Origin of the sequence: Microcoleus sp. AR_TQ3_B6, assembly GCF_036702785.1 — a bacterium.
Classification (GTDB): domain Bacteria; phylum Cyanobacteriota; class Cyanobacteriia; order Cyanobacteriales; family Microcoleaceae; genus Microcoleus.
Genome location: NZ_JAUBVJ010000042.1, coordinates 16,622 through 35,624, shown reverse-complemented (window position 1 = coordinate 35,624; position 19,003 = coordinate 16,622). Strand labels below are relative to the sequence as shown.

Annotated in this window: 19 protein-coding genes, 2 tRNA genes and 1 pseudogene; 6 read left to right on the top strand and 16 right to left on the bottom strand. The window is 46.0% G+C overall.

The window, feature by feature from the left end; translation table 11 throughout:
* Nucleotides 1-15: 15 nt before the first annotated feature.
* Nucleotides 16-780, top strand: a complete 765-nt coding sequence (fabG, locus tag QUB56_RS20055; RefSeq protein WP_332957534.1) for a 3-oxoacyl-[acyl-carrier-protein] reductase — start codon at nucleotides 16-18, stop codon at nucleotides 778-780.
* 61 nt (nucleotides 781-841) lie between these two features.
* Here the strand turns inward: fabG and QUB56_RS20050 are convergent, their stop codons facing one another.
* From QUB56_RS20050 to QUB56_RS20000, 12 genes and pseudogenes are all read right to left on the bottom strand, one after another.
* Nucleotides 842-1,297, bottom strand: coding sequence for an HD domain-containing protein (locus QUB56_RS20050; protein WP_332957533.1), 456 nt, complete (start codon nucleotides 1,295-1,297; stop codon nucleotides 842-844).
* Between the two features lie 183 nt (nucleotides 1,298-1,480).
* Nucleotides 1,481-1,906 carry an NUDIX domain-containing protein gene (locus QUB56_RS20045; protein WP_332957532.1) on the bottom strand — a complete coding sequence of 142 codons (426 nt, stop codon included), beginning with the start codon at nucleotides 1,904-1,906 and terminating at the stop codon, nucleotides 1,481-1,483.
* Nucleotides 1,907-1,942: 36 nt separating this feature from the next.
* On the bottom strand, nucleotides 1,943-2,998 hold the full coding sequence (locus QUB56_RS20040) for an adenylate/guanylate cyclase domain-containing protein (RefSeq protein WP_332957531.1): 1,056 nt from the start codon (nucleotides 2,996-2,998) through the stop codon (nucleotides 1,943-1,945).
* A 379-nt stretch (nucleotides 2,999-3,377) separates the two neighbouring features.
* Nucleotides 3,378-3,926 carry a transposase gene (locus QUB56_RS20035; protein ID WP_332957530.1) on the bottom strand — a complete coding sequence of 183 codons (549 nt, stop codon included), beginning with the start codon at nucleotides 3,924-3,926 and terminating at the stop codon, nucleotides 3,378-3,380.
* Between the two features lie 497 nt (nucleotides 3,927-4,423).
* Nucleotides 4,424-5,437, bottom strand: a complete 1,014-nt coding sequence (locus QUB56_RS20030) for a glycosyltransferase family 2 protein (protein ID WP_332957583.1) — start codon at nucleotides 5,435-5,437, stop codon at nucleotides 4,424-4,426.
* Nucleotides 5,438-5,458: 21 nt separating this feature from the next.
* Nucleotides 5,459-6,052 (bottom strand): serine acetyltransferase, encoded by a 594-nt coding sequence (locus QUB56_RS20025; protein WP_332957529.1) that lies wholly within the window; start codon nucleotides 6,050-6,052, stop codon nucleotides 5,459-5,461.
* 62 nt (nucleotides 6,053-6,114) lie between these two features.
* Nucleotides 6,115-6,351 (bottom strand): hypothetical protein, encoded by a 237-nt coding sequence (locus tag QUB56_RS20020; RefSeq protein ID WP_332957528.1) that lies wholly within the window; start codon nucleotides 6,349-6,351, stop codon nucleotides 6,115-6,117.
* Nucleotides 6,303-6,500: pseudogene (locus tag QUB56_RS37340) on the bottom strand (glycosyltransferase 61 family protein); the annotation flags it as partial. The pseudogene QUB56_RS37340 and the gene QUB56_RS20020, both read right to left, overlap by 49 nt.
* Nucleotides 6,501-6,548: 48 nt before the next feature.
* Complete coding sequence (locus QUB56_RS20015; RefSeq protein ID WP_332957527.1) at nucleotides 6,549-6,761, bottom strand: hypothetical protein; 213 nt, start codon at nucleotides 6,759-6,761, stop codon at nucleotides 6,549-6,551.
* A 930-nt stretch (nucleotides 6,762-7,691) separates the two neighbouring features.
* On the bottom strand, nucleotides 7,692-7,925 hold the full coding sequence (locus QUB56_RS20010) for a hypothetical protein (protein ID WP_332957526.1): 234 nt from the start codon (nucleotides 7,923-7,925) through the stop codon (nucleotides 7,692-7,694).
* A gap of 33 nt (nucleotides 7,926-7,958) precedes the next feature.
* Complete coding sequence (locus tag QUB56_RS20005; protein ID WP_332957524.1) at nucleotides 7,959-8,264, bottom strand: hypothetical protein; 306 nt, start codon at nucleotides 8,262-8,264, stop codon at nucleotides 7,959-7,961.
* 250 nt (nucleotides 8,265-8,514) lie between these two features.
* On the bottom strand, nucleotides 8,515-8,673 hold the full coding sequence (locus QUB56_RS20000; RefSeq protein WP_332957523.1) for a hypothetical protein: 159 nt from the start codon (nucleotides 8,671-8,673) through the stop codon (nucleotides 8,515-8,517).
* A gap of 256 nt (nucleotides 8,674-8,929) precedes the next feature.
* Here QUB56_RS20000 and QUB56_RS19995 point away from each other — a divergent pair, with 256 nt between their 5' ends.
* Together QUB56_RS19995 and QUB56_RS19990 are read left to right on the top strand one after the other, a co-directional pair.
* On the top strand, nucleotides 8,930-9,838 hold the full coding sequence (locus QUB56_RS19995) for a class I SAM-dependent methyltransferase (RefSeq protein ID WP_332957522.1): 909 nt from the start codon (nucleotides 8,930-8,932) through the stop codon (nucleotides 9,836-9,838).
* A 543-nt stretch (nucleotides 9,839-10,381) separates the two neighbouring features.
* Entirely contained in the window at nucleotides 10,382-12,097 is a 1,716-nt protein-coding gene (locus tag QUB56_RS19990; RefSeq protein ID WP_332957520.1) for a lipoxygenase family protein, read from the top strand.
* Between the two features lie 59 nt (nucleotides 12,098-12,156).
* Here QUB56_RS19990 and QUB56_RS19985 read toward each other — a convergent pair whose 3' ends face one another.
* The 4 genes from QUB56_RS19985 to QUB56_RS19970 all read right to left on the bottom strand — a co-directional run bounded on the left by QUB56_RS19985 (nucleotide 12,157) and on the right by QUB56_RS19970 (nucleotide 16,228).
* On the bottom strand, nucleotides 12,157-13,287 hold the full coding sequence (locus QUB56_RS19985; protein WP_332957518.1) for a fatty acid desaturase: 1,131 nt from the start codon (nucleotides 13,285-13,287) through the stop codon (nucleotides 12,157-12,159).
* A gap of 932 nt (nucleotides 13,288-14,219) precedes the next feature.
* Nucleotides 14,220-15,485: a glutamate-5-semialdehyde dehydrogenase gene (locus tag QUB56_RS19980; protein WP_332957516.1), complete on the bottom strand. Its 1,266-nt coding sequence runs from the start codon at nucleotides 15,483-15,485 to the stop codon at nucleotides 14,220-14,222.
* Nucleotides 15,486-15,489: 4 nt separating this feature from the next.
* Nucleotides 15,490-15,894: a hypothetical protein gene (locus tag QUB56_RS19975; protein ID WP_332957514.1), complete on the bottom strand. Its 405-nt coding sequence runs from the start codon at nucleotides 15,892-15,894 to the stop codon at nucleotides 15,490-15,492.
* A gap of 262 nt (nucleotides 15,895-16,156) precedes the next feature.
* Nucleotides 16,157-16,228: transfer RNA gene (locus QUB56_RS19970), tRNA-Gly, on the bottom strand.
* A 218-nt stretch (nucleotides 16,229-16,446) separates the two neighbouring features.
* Here QUB56_RS19970 and QUB56_RS19965 point away from each other — a divergent pair.
* The 3 genes from QUB56_RS19965 to QUB56_RS19955 all read left to right on the top strand — a co-directional run bounded on the left by QUB56_RS19965 (nucleotide 16,447) and on the right by QUB56_RS19955 (nucleotide 18,988).
* Nucleotides 16,447-16,587 (top strand): hypothetical protein, encoded by a 141-nt coding sequence (locus QUB56_RS19965; RefSeq protein WP_332957512.1) that lies wholly within the window; start codon nucleotides 16,447-16,449, stop codon nucleotides 16,585-16,587.
* 289 nt (nucleotides 16,588-16,876) lie between these two features.
* Nucleotides 16,877-18,697, top strand: coding sequence for an ABC transporter ATP-binding protein (locus QUB56_RS19960; protein WP_332957510.1), 1,821 nt, complete (start codon nucleotides 16,877-16,879; stop codon nucleotides 18,695-18,697).
* A gap of 206 nt (nucleotides 18,698-18,903) precedes the next feature.
* Nucleotides 18,904-18,988, top strand: a tRNA-Tyr gene (locus QUB56_RS19955).
* The last annotated feature ends 15 nt before the right edge of the window (nucleotides 18,989-19,003 follow it).

Here is a 19,003-nt window from a genome sequence, read left to right as displayed (position 1 = left end):
TGCGAGGATACAATTATGGAACTATTGCCAGAGACTTTTCAGAGATTGCGGGGTCAAGTTGCTGTCGTGACCGGTGCGTCGCGGGGAATCGGCCGCGCCGTTGCTTTAGCCCTAGCGGCAGAGGGCGCTAAAGTCGCCGTAAACTATGCGAGTTCGAGTGCTGCTGCTGATGAGGTGGTAGCAGAAATAGTCGCCGCAGGAGGAGAATCTGTGGCACTTGCAGCAGATGTCTCGAAAACTGACCAAGTAGATTTACTCACCAGTAATGTCATGGAAAAATGGGGACGGATTGACATTTTGGTGAACAATGCAGGCATTACTCGCGATACTTTGCTGCTGCGGATGAAGTTGGAAGATTGGCAAGCGGTAATTGATTTGAATCTAACCGGCGTGTTTTTGTGTGCGAAAGCTGCCAGTAAAATCATGCTGAAACAGCGAAGCGGCCGAATTATTAATATTGCTTCGGTTGCTGGGCAAATGGGCAATCCGGGACAAGCTAATTACAGTGCGGCGAAGGCTGGGGTAATTGGGTTTACTAAAACTGTGGCGAAAGAGTTGGCGAGTCGCGGGATTACTGTGAATGCAGTTGCACCGGGTTTTATCACTACAGATATGACTAAGGATGTCAAGTCTGATGAGATTTTGAAGTATATTCCCCTGGGGAGATATGGGGAAGTTGAGGAAGTTGCCGGGATGGTGAAGTTTTTGGCGGCAGATGCGGCGGCTGCTTATATAACCGGGCAGGTCTTTAATGTGGATGGGGGGATGGTGATGGCTTAGGATTGGGGAATTTTTTAACCGCAGATGCACGCGGATTAACGCGGATATCTGCGGTTAATAATTATTTTAGGGCGGCACGCAACTGACTGAGGACTTTTTTGTATTTGGCAATGCGTTGAAAATCTGCCTCTGTCGGATTGGCGATGCGACGAAGATCGAGGTTATGAGTAACATCAGCGATTTTGACTTGCAATGCGATCGGGTTGGCAATCACACGCTCTAAATAAGTTGCATAAGCTTCTCCTTCTATTTTGGTAATCGCTGCAATCGCCGAGACTAGAACTTCAGGAAAACCTTCGCTTCTAAGTTGCTCCAGTGTAAGTTCAGAATCTTCGACCGCATCGTGTAGAACCGCTACGATTTTCTCCTCTAGAGAATTTACATTTTCCATCACAGCCAGCGGATGATCGAGATAGGGATTGCCTGCCTTATCTACTTGCCCCTCATGAGCTTTTGCTGCGATCGCGATCGCTCGTTGCAGTAATGCTTCGTACTCTGAATTCGTATTTGACAGCATCGTAAAAAAGTTCTCTATTAAAATTGCAGTCTCATCGCGGGGAAAAGGTAGTGTGGGAGTTTTTATTTTACAGCAGATTTCACGTTGATGAAGTACACCCGTCAAGCGATCGATCGCTTTAGGGAAACGGCACGGCGCCGTGTCCTCTATCGAAAGCTATGCACCTCACTTACCTAAAAAATGCTATAAATATTCCTGCAACAATTTCCAAGCGATTTGAGTACCTTCCCCGGCGTTGACTTTTTCAAAATCTACATCTTTTCTCAAAACTACCAAACCCACACCTTCTTTGATTTCTATTTTATCGCAATCGCTCACTCTGGCCAAAAAAAGGTGGTTTTTTTGTAAAATTTTTCTATCTTTTTGGGTTTTTTGGTGAGTAAAAGTTGTGATAAACTCCATTTTGTAATAATTGGTTGTGAGGCAAGTTTCTTCCTCAATTTCTCGCAGGGCTGCCTGCTGTGGACTTTCTCCAATGTCCACGCCACCACCAAAAGTAGAAAGCATTCCTTGACTGGCAATACCGGGAATATTATCTCGCAGTTGGGCCCCAATCTGACCGTTGGGGAGCATGAGAAAAATGCGAACTATTGACTGAGGAATATTCATCTGATCCAGGGAATAACAAAACTAAAAAACTTCGATCTAGAGTTTCCTAATTTGAATCCAAATTTTCCTAATCCAATTGTACGCCGCAGCATACAAAGCCAACAATTTATTGACAAAACTTTGCCAAATAGAACCTTCCCTTATCTCAGAAACTTCTTCGATTTCCACGGGCAGCGGCGGCATCCCGACTACTTCATACAGCGGATATTCGCCACTTTTCCCCGGAATTGGCACGGATACGCACCGATTGACGATCGCCAAATCCTTAACTTCCTGATAAGTGTCCTCGGAAATCAAAAAACTTGTTCCTACTTGCTTGTTCGCCGCTTCAATCCGGCTCGCCAAATTCACCGCATCCCCGATCGCCGTCACTGTCTGACTCTTCGACGCGCCCAACTTCCCCACAACCACCCAGCCGCAGTGAATGCCAATCCCAATCCGCAATCGGTGGCGGTATAAAGTCTCAAAATAGGGATTGAGTTTGTCTAGTTCCTCCAGCATCTCCACCCCAGCCCTCACCGCTTGTTGGGCCGCCTTGTCTGAATTTTCCAACCCAAACAGCGCCATAAAACCATCCCCCATATAATTATTAATCATCCCGCCGTTGCGGTTGATTACATAACCCATTTTTTGGAAATAGCGATTTAAAACATAAATTACATCGTAGGGCAACAGCGATTCTGAAAATGCAGTAAAGCCTCGAATATCGGCAAACAAAATTGCAATTTTCTTCTCTTGACCCACCGGATTAGAAATCAACTTTCCGGCCATTTCGTCGGTAAATGATTCCAAGTCTTCAGAATCGATTGCCAGCCGGCGCAAAATCACCTTGCCGCCCGCAACCTGCGTCTGACAGGCTAGCCTAATTTCCGGCTCTAGGCGCAATTTTTTGGCGAGCTCCTCTTCCGGCGAAGTGCGGGGAGAGCAAAATTCTAAACCTTCGACAACTAATACGCGACAAGTCGAACACCGGGCACTACCGCCGCAGATGTGGGTGTGGGGAATGCCTGCACGCAGCGAAGCTTCGAGAATTATATCGTCGTCGTCTATCTCGATCGTGCGATCGTCCGGCAGATAGTGAATCTGTGACATATGTGGCGCGTCTAGCTAATTAGCGAGGAATCTCGCGGATATCTGTTATTGCAGCGAACCTGTATGCAAACCCGGTTTCTCGGCATCTTTTCTGCATCCCCTGATTGCGTGAACAAACCTGACGGTCAACTCGTACCGTTAGACCCCAGGCTGATTACTCCCTCGATGCCAGAGCTTTTTTGAGTGACGTAGAAGCACCGCCCTTTTCGTAATTCTAGCCAATTATTTTGATAAGTTTGGCTAAATTTTCCTCTCGCTCCAAAAACTCCCCACACTGACAATAATGCCATCAATCTGACCATTCTTTAGGCACTTTCTTGAGACAATTCCCACCCGGTTAAGAATTTCCCTTGGGGTCAAGCAATACAACGCTTTTACCTCATTTCCCAGCGACATATTTGAGTACCGTAGTAAATTGACCGTGAGCCGCATCAAGTATTGATTTATTCAAACCGCTCTTAGCCCCCTGACCATTTGGCAAGTCAACCAAAGTGCCATCTTCAATATCAGTCTTGGCTGGGACGCGTTTACTCCTATTCTTAAGACTCAAATCCTCTACAACCCAAACATCACACTTATCAAATAACTTATGTGGTGTTTTGAATTGCGAATCAAGTCTCGCTCTAGCTACAAATTGAGCGAGCTTAGAAATCTTGCCTTTGAGGATTTTCCAGGGCTTAGAACCTTTAACCCTGCTAGCTAGCTTCGACGGTCGTCTTGCCAACTTCTGAGCATACTCCCTTAAGCATCTCGCGTTTTCGACTTGTTCTCCCTTGGATAGGTAGGCGTAGTTGGTAATTCCTAAGTCTATACCAATACTGTTTTCTGCTGTCGGTTGAATTTCTGCAACCGTTACTGGAACCGTTTGAGCTTCGAGCGTTAGGAAAATATACCCGACCTCTGCTTCTGGGATAACCGTTCCAGTCATAACGTTGAATCCTTTCGGTATTGGTCTATGGAATACCATTGGCACTTGACCTACTTTCGGGCTAGTCAATACACATCCTATGAAGGCTCATCTTTGATACTATTCAAATTATCTAGTTGAGGATAAGTAAGAGATTTGTAGTAAGGTCAAGCCGGGAATTTAGGCTTGGCTTTACGATTGCCATTTTTCTCGAAAATCGTCAAATTTGAGAAGGAATTTTCTACAGAATTTACTACATTTTGTAAAACTTGCAAACCCCATAAGTTTGTAATCAGGAAATTAGTTTTTAGTGTTTTTCAAGTCAGACAACTGTACATTCAACTTGGGATGTAAGTTACTTTTAGTCGTTCCTACCTTCTCAAAAACAGCAAACACGCTGCATTTAAGACCGATATGACTTAGGCGTAGGCGGCGCGATAATTTTTCACACTATCTGTAGGGGTGAGGTGCGCATTGCATCCTACAGATAGAGTTTGTGCGTCCAAGATTCAGCAATTCTAATTAATTATTTTAATCTGGTTAGCTGTCTTGTATTCAATCAAATTGCTGCCCTGTCCCAGCAATCGGCGTTGGTGAAACAGAATCTGACCCTGCAATAGAGTAAATCTCGCCAGCACGCAAAATAGAGCATAAAGCGCAGCATCCTGGGCTGGCAAGTTCCCCTGCAGCTTCATCCGGCGGTAAATTCGGTAAGTAAGTAGCGGGTAGCCGGCGAGCAACCACAGGCTCCACCCGTGGGTGAACCAGGCTGTACCGAATGCTAGGACTGGCACAACGAATCCCCAGAACCAGATGCTGACGGTTTCTTTCCTCCAATGGCGTTCGGGGGTGTTCCCGTGCATCCAGAAACCCTCGGCGTAGGCGTAACCTGCTCTTTGAGAGCGCTTCGCCCACTGCTCAAAACGTGTCATTTGGGCGTCGTGCAGGGTCATTTCTGCATCTAAGCGCTCGATTTTCCAGCCTTTTTGACGCAGCCGCACGCAGAGTTCCGGTTCTTCGCCGGCTATCAGTGCGGGGTTGAAGCCACCGACTTGCTCGAAGGCCGAGACCCGCATCATGGAGTCGCCGCCGCAGGCTTTGGCTTCGCCGACAGGCGTGTCCCACTCGATGTCGCACAGTCGGTTGTATGCTGTGGCTTCGGGGTACTGCTCGCGGCGGCGTCCGCACACTACAGCTAATTCTGGTTTGGCTGCGAGTTCTTGCTGGGCTCTCTGGAGCCAGCCGTCAACTATTTCGCAGTCGCCATCTACAAATTGAACAAATTCGATATCGGGAGCTAATTGCCGCAAGCGGGCAAAGCCTTCATTTCTGCCGCGGGCTGCGGTAAAAGGTGTAGATAGGTCGAGTTCTACTGTATCGGCTCCGATCGATCGAGCTAATTCTAAGCTGCCGTCTGTTGAGCCGGAATCGACATAAACCACGAGAGCTACTTGGCTGAGCGCTGACCGCAAGCACGCTCCGAGCCTCATGCCCTCATTCCGCCCGATCGCGACTAATCCCACTTTGTGCAATTGAGACATAATCAATACTATCTAAATAATGTAAGTATTCTGGTGTTGATTTTTTTTTGCTGCAATCATCTTCGCCGGAATGCCAACGGCAGTTTGACCAGCAGGAATGTCTGATAAAACTACGGCGTTTGCTCCGATATTTACGTCGTCTCCCAGGTTTACTTTTCCGAGGATTTTTGCACCAGCGCCGACGTTGACCCGATCGCCCAATTGAGGCGATTCTAGCGGTTTGTCCAAATAGCGGTTTCCCAGGGTTACGCCTTGGCGGATAATGCAGTCGTCACCGATCGTACAGTTTCCGTGGATGATAATAGCGCTCTGATGTTCAATCACCACCCGGCGGCCGAGCTTCACAGTGTACGGCAAATCTATGCCGTAGGTATTGCGGACTTTTCGGTAGAGCGATCTGTACAGAATGCTCAACGGAGCCCGCAGCAGTTTTGGTTCTACCTGCATCCTCCAGACGCCGAACCTTTGAACTGCTACGGCCCGAAATCCCGGTTTTGTCCAGTCGCGTCCGTGAGCGTTCCAGTCTTCTTTTATTTGTTGCCACAGTCCCAATTCTGGCGTTTCTATTTGAGTTGCCGTTTCTGTCAGTTGCGGCGGCGCTACCATAAGTTATTGCCCTATTTTTTTACTTATTTGATTTTCTATTCACCCAAATATTCTAGTGCCATTCACAGAGAGTTTATATCGATTTGGGTGCGACTCCCTGCAAAAGCTCTTGCTTCTTGCTTGAACTCCAGTTTGCCAATTACATCTTCTGTAATTTGACCGCTAATACCGCACCAAATTCCGCCCACAGCGTTTGCCATGTTGCGATACATATCCATTACGTAACCGGGGTGAAATAATTCGCTCGGCTTCACTTTGTTGCTGTTGAATACAAAGCTCGACAGCGCTGCACCGTGCATTCCAAAATAACTTTAGCATTTCTTGCTACCGACAACTGTTCGCTAATCGGTATGTCTTCAAAGTAATATTTCTTAAATCCATATGCTTGCAAAGTCTGTTCTACTTCACTTTGGTTGATTAAACTTCTGGTGTCTTTTCGAGAGATAAAGACTTTTTCAGGAGTCTACGGGTTAAATCCCTCAAAAGTTAACTCCCCCTATAAAGCATTGTAACACGCTTCGTAAGCGCCCTGAGATTGGTCGTCTGCGAGGACCAGCTTGCCGTTAATGTCTTTGTCCCTGCAAAGTATGGATAAGCCCAGCAGTTTGTAGACGTTTTTCGCCATGTGGTTGCCGTTCGAGCACAAAAGCAGCGTTACTCTATCGCAAATTTTTTGCGCTGCTAACAGTCTGGGGACTACGCCTGTCATGATGTGGGCTATATTGCCCGCTGTTTCGTACCGGCAATCTAAAATATAGCCTTTCTCAAATAAATGAGGTACAAGTTGAGATTTTAGATTTTAGATTTTATATTTTAGATTGGGGGATTGGGGAATTGTTAATTAATTGGTGAATACCTCATCTTTCCGCGAACCGCTATGTATTCTCCATCAATTTGCATCGGGGCTGCCAATTTTCTGTATATTTTCCGATAAATATTGCTACTGCTGTTGGGAACTGTCCGCGTTAATTATTGCCGGATGCTGATTTCTAAGTCGGGTCTTTTTAATTGAGATTCCGGCAAGTTAATTTCCATAATGTGGTTTCCACGCGTTGGCCAACCGCCTTGAGTAGGTAAACATTTTTGATGCTGCTACGGTTATGGGTGGATTGTGCAATAAAGTGCTTTTTTCTGGTTTGCTGTTCATCTGAATTCGCTGGTCGGTCTCTGTGTATATTTTACTCAACTCGGAAACTGTCTTCCATTATCCGACAGGACTTGCGCAAAAAGTTGTTTGACACGCTAGTCTAACGTGGTAAGGTGCGGTGTGCATAGCCAGCCCGCGTCTTGATAAATGCCGAGCCTAGTCTAGCGAAGTCTGGCTGTAGAAAGATGACGGTGGTGCAAGTCTACAATTCCCCGGTGGTTTTTTCTTCTTAGGCGAACGTGGCTGCTTGAGGAAAGACTTCAAATTCACTGGTGCAGCCTGCTTCCAACAGAAAATCGGGCTCTTGAGACAGTGACCAAGCCTGAAAATGCTGCCCTATATCAGAGTCACAGGCGATCGTCATTCTTCCATAAGTTCCTTGAATTTCATCAACTTTCTTAGAATTCCGATAGATGGGACTCTATTTTACCGACACCGTGTACACTGCCCAAAGCCCTTCGGACAACCACTAAAATATTGTAAGAAACCTTTTTATGGCAAAAAATAAAATTTTTCAGCTTTGGGATAACCCAAGGAAAAAAATTCACCCTCAAAGTTCTTAGTTACGGTGGGAAACCAAGTCTCAACACTCCAACCTACCCGATACAACAGAGCTACATATTCAGGACGGGCAACAGTTTGAGATAGACTTGTGAGTAGGGCAATCTCTCGCTCGGCCTCACCAGTAGCTGTTTTCAACCGCACTACCACCCGTCGAACTTTCAAACAGTTACCCCATAAGACAGAGCAACTGTTTGTTCACTCAATAGCTCCTATTTCTACATCACCTGGGAATTGCAATTCACTGATTGCTTGCGGTGGCATAGTTTTATCTTCTCGAATCAAAAAGTCAGAAGAGGCTGTAGATATACCAAAGAGAAACCCTTGGGTACACATATTGCGATCGGCAATCCATAATTCATCAGCTTTGACAGTCTGGAACACCGCCTCACATAAAGAAGATTCCTGAGCATGACCATCTTCACAGGGAAACACATCAATAGCCATGGGTAATTCGGGGTCTAGTACCACCGGCATACTGTCCCGGTAAAGCAATCGAAGCATAGGGTTTGAGGGTTTCTAGACGATAATCTGTTGCAGCTTTCACAGTTACCATCAATGATTCGCTCGTTGATAAGGATCGCGAATTAAATAACTTACAATTTTAATTGTTATTGTGGGATGGGCGTCCCGCCTGTCCAAAAAGGACGGGCGGGACGCCCATCCCACTTTCAAGAGTGGAAGTTATTTAATTCTCATTCCTAAGAAGCGAGTAACTTTGGTGGACAACCTCCCACAAGCTGCATCAAAGTAGTCATAGATGTGGGAGTTTCTCGTAACACCGCAGCACTAACACCAGGTAAATGCCATTAAGTTTGCCATAGACAGCAGTTCGACTAACATTGAGGGATGAGGCTTTGGCTAGGTATGCAGCATTCACAGAAAAATAGATGCCACATACTACCAGGCTCATTAAATCTACGATGCTGGAGAATAGGAGTTCTCGCGTGTAAGCTGTTGTGCATTTAAAATGCGTGTTTCAGAGGTGGAAACCCTATACTTGCTTAGATAGCCTCGAAAATTTAAATGATGAACAGCTTACTGGTTTTTGATATGATTTTGCGGAGTTTTGCTGTGCAAACCTTACTTGGCAATAGTTTCAGCTTTTTGGTCCTCAAACAAGCCAATTTTAATGAGATAATAGCAGCATCTTTAAAACGACTATAAACATGAGTTCATCAACCGTCCTACAAAGCATCGAAAAGCACATTCCCATCGTGGGAGATGTGCATACCAAAAGTCCGATCGCCTACGGAGCAACCCGCCTCGCCGTCAGTGCAGTTAACACGCTGCAAATGGCAGTAGCAGAGTCTTACATCAACGGCTTAGAAGTACCGGATTCAGTATTGCGATCGCTTTTTGATACCTGTATGCCCGTGTTTTTTAAGCATTTTCCCTCCCTGCTTGCACCCTACGAATGGGTACTGACAGAAACAGATCGTACCGCCGAAGGGCCCCGGGATTTAATGAAAATTCAGTACGACTTACCTCAAGCAATGCTGAATCGGATGTTAGGCGACGGCAAACTCATTTATCCTAAATACAGCATGGGGTTGTGGGAAAAAGGAGCGGCAAACCTTGAACAATCGCAAATGCAGATGATTGATGATGTGATTGAGAAGCTAGACATTCAGGATGGCGATCGAATTTTAGACTTTGGCTGCGGTTGGGGTTGCGTCCCCAATTACATTCTTGCCAAATTTCCCAATGTCACCTTTACGGGGATTAACTTGAGCCACAACCAATGCGAGTATATGCGTAAGAAGATGCAAGACCCCGAAAGCTACCTCAGTTCCGGTCGATTTACCCTATATGAAGGCGATTTGAACGACGCCCACTTTGACACAAAATTTGACAAAATTCTCTCGATAGGCGTTTTTTGTCATGTAGGTAATTTAACGCAAGCTTTCCAAAAGCTTGCCTCTTTCCTGAAGGATAACGGCAAAGTTTTCATTCACATCATCACAGTTCGCACTCCCAACAATATATCCAGCGTTTTCACCCACAAATACATTTTCCCTCACGGCCGTTACTGGAAATACGATGTTCCAGCCACAACAAAGACCTCAGGACCATAAAAGAATGGTATCTCAACGGATATAATTACTCTACAACCTTTGCTAACTGGCTGAAAAACTTTGATGATTCTCAGGCAATAGTCAAAGATTTAGACTACGGCATCGACTATGCCAAATTTCGCCGCATCTGGCGGTTTTACTTGATGTGGTTTGTGGCTAATTTCGCAAGTTGTGATGGTGAATATAACGGCAACGGTCAATATTTAATGGTTCGTGCCTAACCGCTAATCAGTAGGCCAAGCTCAAAAAGCTCAAAAAACCGAACACCCGGAACCTCGACTTCTTAAATAAGTCGGGGTTATCAAGTGCGAGCTACTTATCTGGAGCATGAAACAGTTCTATGTCGATTTAGGGCTATAGACAAGTGTTGCCTTCTTTTGAGGAGTTTTTCGGAGTTCAAAAAAATCCGGAATAGGACGATCGAGCGGCGAAGAATTTCTATGTCAAGCCTGATTCTAGCCGCACAATACTTTTTAAATCCCATCGTCGATCGCTAATGACTATCTCCGAGCTTTTACTACAAAAAAAAGGTAGATTTATACAATGGTAGACAATGTGAGACCTTCTCTTCCTCAAAACGACCCGAACCAAGACGAGCGCAAAGATTACTTGAATCGCCAGCAAACAGCTTATCAGTTTGACTATGGGAGTTTATCACCTTTGGCATTATTGAAGGATGTGCCTGCAGGGGAGAACTTTTCGAGCAGGTATATTGGAGAACGGATATTAGCAACATCGGAACTTCCAGCAAATATGTTGGCCTCCGATGCGAGATCTTTTCTCGATCCTCTTGACGATCTCCAAGACTATGAAGACTTCTTTACTGTGCTGCGGCTACCGGCCGTTGCCAGAATTTACCAAACCGATCGCTCTTTTGCAGAACAACGCCTGTCTGGAGCAAATCCGATGATGCTTCGCCTGTTAGATGCGAGGGATCCTCGGGCACAAACACTGCTGAACCTTCCGACTTTGCACCCATTAGTCGATCGGCGCCAAGAGTTGCAGGATAACAACATTTACATTGCCGATTACACAGGTACTGACGAACACTATCGCGCGCCTGCTCGCGTTGGAGGCGGAACCTATGAAAAAGGCAGAAAATTCTTGCCAAAACCCCGGGCTTTTTTCGCTTGGCGGTGGACGGGAGTCCGCGATCGGGGTGAAATGACACCTATGGCCATTCAACTAGATCCGAATCCAGATAGCCATGTCTATACCCCATTAGATCCTCCTATCGATTGGCTGTTTGCGAAACTCTGCGTACAAGTGGCAGATGCTAATCACCACGAAATGAGCACGCATTTAGCTCGAACTCATCTGGTGATGGAACCAATTGCGATCGTCACCGCCCGACAGTTGGCTAAAAATCATCCCCTTAGCCTACTGCTGAAACCGCACTTTCGCTTTATGTTAACCAACAACGAGCTGGCACGTACTCGATTGATCAATCCCGGCGGGCCCGTCGATGAATTGCTAGGCGGTACCTTGTTAGAGAGCATGGAACTGGCTAAAGAGGCGTACAGTACCTGGAGTCTCGATCAATTTGCCTTTCCGACTGAACTGAAAAATCGGGGAATGGATGACCCAAATCAACTTCCTCACTACCCTTACCGAGATGATGGATTGCTGCTGTGGAATGCGATTCAAACCTTTGTCTCGGGCTATCTCAAATTCTTTTACCCGACGAAAGAAGAGATCGCACAAGATGTGGAACTGCAAACCTGGGCAAAAGAACTAGCGTCTGATAATGGCGGTAAAGTCAAAGGAATGCCAGACCACATCGACACAGTTGAACAATTAATTGAAATTGTCACAACTGTAATTTTTACGTGCGGCCCCCAGCATTCAGCAGTCAATTTTCCCCAGTATGACTACATGAGTTTTGCCGCCAATATGCCCTTGGCAGCCTACCGAGATATTCCTAGAATTACGGAGTCGGGTAATCTAGAAGTGATTACGGAAAAGGACATTTTACGGTTGCTTCCTCCACATAAACGAGCCGCTGACCAACTGCAAATTCTGTTTATTATATCCGCTTATCGATATGACCGTTTGGGTTATTACGATAAATCTTTCCGAGAACTCTACCGCATGAGCTTCGAGGAAGTTTTTGAGGGAACGCAGATCGAACTTTTAGCCAGAGAGTTCCAGCAAAATTTGAATATGGCAGAACAAAACATTGATGCCAACAATCAAAAACGAGTAATCCCTTACTTTTCTCTCAAGCCTTCGTTGGTGCTCAATAGCATCAGTATCTAGAATTAAAAGTTCAGCACAAAATTTCACCGTAAGGTGCGCACTGCGCACCTTACTATGTATTAGCCGTTTTTGAATTCTTCAACAATCGAGCAATTCACTGCCATTGTACCAGAGGAATCAGTGAAGGTGACTTGATCTTGATAATGTCGTGGGGTTTCCATCAGTAACCGCCAAGCTTGGCCAGCATCGATTAAATTCATCCGATCGGGATAGTGAATTTGCAACAACTCTTGCACCCTTGGGTAATAGTTTGAGTTGATGCTGGGGAAAATATGATGCTCTGTGTGGTGAGAGAAATTAAAGTGCAGCAGGTCAATTATTTTAGGAACCCGCAGCGAAGCACTATTGATCAGCGGGTCATTAATGCTAGTCATCCGGCAACCCATGTGGTTGGTATAGATGTAAAACATTGCTCCTGCATGACCAATTGCGATCGGCAAAATGTAGGCAAGAGCAACTTTAATCGGGTTAAATTCTAGGTAGAATAAGACGCCCAGATGAATTCCTAAGATTCCCAGACATTCCAGGGCGATCTTCAATCTATCTTTAGGACTAACTGTAAAGGCAGCCGGTACGTAATCTACGGATTTATCATTAAATAACAGTACCGAGGACAGGTTGCGAAAATTATGTACTGCCCACGAGCCCGCCATTCCTACAATTAACCACAGCGGATTGACTTCCACCGAGGGTACAAATAGATTTTGAATCCATTTTCCCCAAGTATCGGTCTGCTGGTACAGGTAATTGCGATCGGGATCGGCTAAGGAATTGGTGTTATTGTGATGTACAAGGTTGTGCAGAGATTTCCACTGAGTAGGTGGCATCAATAGCATACTTAGCCCTAAAAAGGCGATCGGATAAGTCAGGGGAGACTTTTTCTGCACGCTGCCGTGCATGAGGTCGTGGGAGCTAAATAGCAAAACTATGATACTATTGCCCATAATCGCGGCTAAAGGTAAGTAAAGCCATAAAAGATACACAGGCCAGCGATCGAGATTATCGGCAATTCCCCATCCCAGCAATAAAATTCCTATATTGATTAACAGTATTGCTAACTTGCTAGGATCGGGTTCAAAGGCATCTGAGGGCAGAAGCGGACGCAATTTTTTAACATATACCGATTGATGAGTTAGCGTTTCCCCCTCTCCAGTCTCGTCTAAAGAAATGAGCATTTTTGCTGAATTCATTTTTTTCTAATAACACCCTACTGTCAGTCAGATTATTTTCCCTATATTAATTATAGCGCTTTGGAGGTTGTTTAAGATTATAAAAATATTTGTTGAAGATATTTACAACTGGGAACCCGACATTTTTAGGAATTACGCACGGGTAGCCAAAAACCGAGTTTTTTTACGAAAATACTTCGTCATAGCCCGCCGAATTTTAAAAACCCAGTTATTAATGTCTTGATGCGTAAGTCCGCATTTTATATCATGTCGGGGAAATTTCTGATATGTCCGAAGAGAACACAACGCATTTAAGTCAAGTAATCGCAGGGATTTGAGACTGCTTTTATCTGCTGTTGCAAACGCGGCGCTGCCGACAAGTATTTAGACAGACACGATCTGACTGGATTATGTAATTGCTGTGTGCCTGCAATGACAGGATTATGTGATTGCTGTGTACCTGGTATGACAGGATTTCCCGCTTAAATTACTACGCTAAAATGTATCATATTTATGTATGTTCTGCATTTATTTTTTTAGTTTAGCTGTTTAAAAAAATGTTTAAATCTGCCTGTAGAAGGAAGTTATATTGTTTCCGGTAGCATCGGAATGATATAGAGGACACCGCGAGTGCCTTAGTCCCTACAATTAATGGGGGTAGGGACACGGCAGTGCCGTGTCCTGACTGTGAGTAATATTAATTCCGATGCTACCGGAGTTGATATTAATATTAAATCATCGTCTTCAATTGTATGATTTACGCACTGCGAACAAAGAAACCGGGTTTTTAAAGATATTGACGGCTTTAACCCGATATTGTGGTTGAAAAACCCGGTTTCTGACTCTTTCTGCGTAAGTCATGCAATTGACCGATACAGCCGCGGTTTTAATTTCCCACGAAGGTTCCATATACTTAAATTCAATTCAAAAGCCAAACCGCAAGGCCTAACTCACTAAAATAGTCCGTTACCTTGAACTATTTCTTTAATTGTCGTCAGGGTATCTAACCCGATCAATCCCCGACGATAACCTTTTTGGTTGGACATTCCCAAAAATATCGCATCTCCCCGATTTTGATAACGCCAAAACCGAGGCGAGGCATTAATAAAAGTTGAGGCGCTGTTAACATCCAGAGCAAATTGGCGGCTTTCTAAGTAAGATTCAGTGGCGATGCAGTCAGCGTGGCCGCTGCTGTAGCGGTTGATCCAGCCGATCGCAATCTCTAAGCTATCGACAACTTTAAAGGCTATGGTTTTGTTTAAATAAGGTTGAGTCCACTCGTATGGTTCCGCCAGCTTCAAGTCTGGGAAATCTGCGACGAGATCCGCATCTGCGCTAATTTGAAAGCCTTTTTCTTTTAAAGAGTTCCACAGCCTCACTAAAGAAGAAGGCTTTTGGTTGCGATCGATGATCACTTTCTCGATCGCGTTAACAGGATCGGGCACGCTTTGATGGCTGTCCAAAATCATCCACCTTGCCATCTCCAAACTGCCAGTCGGCGACCAATAGAGGTAACAATTGCCCATTGCCGACCTCAACACGGGTGCTGTGCACAACCTTACAACCTGCTGCACCAAACTCGGCCTGCCGTAGGGAATAATTAAATTGAGATATTGGTCTTGAGTGACCAATTCTCGGATCGCAGCGCCCCGATCCGGCGGCAGTACCTGCAAACATCCTGACGGCAAACCGACCTCATCGATCGCCGACACCAAAGCTTCTCCAATTACAGCATTAGTTTGCCAGCTTTCGCTGCCACCTTTGAGAATCAAACTGTTAGCGCTTTTGAGACACAAACCGGCTGCGATCGCCCCCAACTCCGGAAACGCCTCGTAAATTAGAGCGATCGCCCCCAGTGGCAGCGACTGACAGTAAACCTGACACCGATCGACCTGATAAGAAGCATTGATCACCCTGCCGATCGGATCTGGCATTTCCCCCAACCGTTCCAGAATTTGCACAGTTGTCTTGATCCGTTCCGGCGTCAGCTTCAGCCACTCCACAATCAAGTCGGGAATCGCCATGTCCCTACTCGCTTCTAGATCCAGAGTATTTGCTTCTAAAATTTCATTTTGCCGACGTTTCAGCGAACCCGCCATCGCCTGCAAAGCCGCAGCGCGATCCGTACTCTTTGCCGCGGCCAGATCCAAAGAAGCTTGATAAGCCCGGCGGGCGACATTTGCCGCATCTGATGAATGGCTAAAATCCTCTATTATCATCTAGCTAACGCCTGTAAGCCAGCCATACCATCAGCGCCGGCAGCATTGCTAGCAGCACGGCGACCATTGCCCACAGAATAATATTCGGGCCCGGCGAGTGCAGCGCCAAGGGCAACCAAATCACTAGCGGCACCAATATCATACCCAAAGCCAGTGGCAAGTAATGGGCCTTCAAACCCGGATGCGCTCTGCTCCATTGGTGGCCCGTCCACCGCCAAGCCTGCTTGTAAGGATAGTTTGTTGATAGTTGCTCGATGACGTGTCCGCTTTCCTCCAATACAAATATTTGCTGACAGCGGTTGCAGCCAAAGGCTTCTGTCAACGTTATGGGCACGAGACGACCCCGCCGCCGGCAAGGACAGGGGTACTCATCGTTTAAGTCAATCTTTGGAGGTTTTTGAGAGGGCACGAGCGATCGGATAAAAAAAGCGTTTTTGCAAAAATAAGCGTTAATATGCACTTAATCAAACTTGTCAATTCTGCCCGATCGAGGATTTCAACTGCCTGTTCCGAGCGAGCGCCCAAGTGGCAATTTTGACTTGCAAGTTTTCTACTCCACTTTACCACTAACTTAAGTATTTTCAACCATCCTTAGAAGTATACCGAAAACTTTCTTGCTGTACTTTCCGGTTTTCTTGACCGGTTTTCTTGAGCTTTTTTTGCTTTTCTAAAGCGGGTGACGCGATTCGAACGCGCGACATTCACCTTGGCAAGGTGACGCTCTACCACTGAGCTACACCCGCATTTCCTGCGGTATTAACAATATTGTCTTAATTCCGAGAATCTGTCAAGTCTTTTTAGTAAGTTTTTTTCACAAACCCCATAAAAACCCCCAAAGGCACTCCCCACCTGAAATTGCAGCAGCGAGATTATTAACCAAATCAGTAATTGCCGTGAAGAGGGACTGCCATCCGGCGACGGCAAAGCTACAATCAAGCTGGAATTGTGAGAGAACACTGTCATGTCAGATTTAAATCGCGGAATCATGAAGTTCAAGGGAGCTGACAGTCCTATAGCGATCGCCATTTCGGCGATCGTCATTGCCTCGGGAATCAGTTTCTTGATCTGGTGGGCGCTACAATCAGCCTACGCCTTAAGTTAACAGACTGCTCGAACCTAAAAGCTAGAAGGTATTGCTCAGAAGGCAGAATTCCCGAAAAATTCTGTCTTCTGCATTTTTTTGCCCTTAGTCTTGAGTTTATTGCTCAGGACTGCGGAGCGAGCGCTCACGAGCGCATGATTGCCATAAATCATCCGATCGGGCGAGTCGCTAGCACTATCCCAGATGACTCCCCGAGCAACTACTTTTGTAGTACAATTGTTTACAGGGCGCGTCGAGAGCGCAGTGTTAAATGCAAGTGTTTGCAAGGGTTGTATCTCAACAAAAATTTATGGCCAGCTTTCAGGACATCTTCAAATACTACAACCGCTACTGGAAAATATCAGTTTACAGCATAGCGGCATCCAGTGTTTTGGCACTAGCCGATTTGCTTGTTCCCTACGCGATCGGTCAAATATTAAACGTATTGTCGGGTCAACCTACAGATACCACAACCCAAAAACTGATAGCAGCGATCGCCTCTTTTACCGAGCACTCACCCAACAAAATATTATCGCTATCCGTCTTGCTGGGCATAATTTTTCTGGTAACAGTAGCCAAAGCACCGATCCAACCTTGGATAGGAAATTGGTTCCACTGGGCGATACCATTGAGGGCGAGGCGCGATCGAATGAGAGGTGCGATCGGGAAAATCCTCACCTTACCCCTAGAATTCTACGACGAAAACAACGCCGGACGGATTGCCAGCCGCATAGCCAAAGGTATCGCCAACCATACTTGGACATATCCAGAAATTGCCGGCGAATTCATCCCCGAAGTCGTGCGCTTAATCGGCATTTTTGCCGTTATCTGGTTAATTGAGTGGCGGATTGGCTTAATAATTTTGGTTTCATTCCTATTTATCCTCAGTTTCACCCTCAAAAGCCTGCGAGGGGTGACTGCGCGAGAAGAAATTCTAGATGAATACATCGAAGATACCGAAAGTCGCAACTCGGAAATTATCACCAACATCAAAACAGTCAAAGCTTTTGCGACTGAAAGCCATGAACTAAAAAGGCAAACAACCAGACTCGATCGCGAATTAAAAGTCGTGATCCACCGCATTCACAAAGCCTACGTCATCATGGGGACATACCAGCAGACAATCGTCGAGTTGTGTTTGTTTTCTGTTCTCGGTTTTAGCCTAGCAGCAACCGTAGGAGGCCAAATATCCCTCGGATATTTTGTTACCGTCTACACGTTAGCAAGCATGGCGTATTCCCAACTGCGTCCGATTAGCATTATCGCCGAATTATTGGCGCGGCGCTATTCTTCCATGATCCGCTTCCACGAGTTTATGCAAACGCCAGACGGTGTTGATGCGGTCAATTTAGCAGAAAATGCTCGCGCGGCACAGCCACCTTATAAATTTACCGGCAAAGTTGAGATCAGCGGTTTGACATTCGGGTACGACAGTCAAAAACCGGTGTTGCAGGATGTGAATTTATTGATTCATCCCCGTCAAACTGTAGCATTAGTCGGGCGATCGGGTTCCGGGAAATCGACTTTAGTGAAACTCCTGTTTCGCTATTTTGAACCAAACTCCGGCCGCATTCTGATCGACGGAGAAGACATTCGCAGCTTAGACGTGACTCGCTACCGGCAGCGTTTAGCGATTGTCCACCAAGAAGTAGACGTTTTTAACGGTACTTTGCTGGAAAATCTGACTTACGGAAACAGAAATGCAACTTTCGAGCAAGTTGAGGATGCTTGTCGCATTGCCAAAGTAGACGATTTTGTGCGGTTGTTGCCCCAAGGTTACTATACCGTTGTCGGGGAGCGAGGAATGCGCTTGTCCGGCGGTCAGCGCCAGCGGTTGGGGATTGCCAGGGCGCTGTTGGTGGAGCCGGATGTGTTAATTTTTGATGAGGCTACTTCTAGTTTGGATTATGAAAGCGAGCGATCGATCCAGCTAGCCATGCAGAATATCCTCGGTACGCGCACCACGATAATTATTGCCCACAGACTGAGTACAATTCGCGAAGCCGATGCGATCGTCGTGCTCGACGGCGGTAGAATCGTCGAAGTTGGCAGCCACGACGAACTCTTGAGTCAACAAGGCATTTACCGCCGCCTGCACTCCCTGCAAGAAACCGGGGAATTAGTGAATTAGTCAGTTGTCTGTTGACTGTTGACTGTTGACTGTTGACTGTTGACTGTTATCAAGAGTTACCAATTACCAATTCCCCATTCCCGATGCCCTATTCCCGATGCCCGACCCAGGTTTAACTTATACATTCACAACTTGGGATTAGAGTTTCTGATGTATTGTTGCAAAAAAAGAAGAACCTGCTAGGATGTATAACTGTGGGTACAAATGGGTCGGTGCCCGAGCGGTTAATGGGGGCGGACTGTAAATCCGCTGGCTACGCCTACGCTGGTTCAAATCCAGCCCGGCCCACCACAATTTAAATAAAAA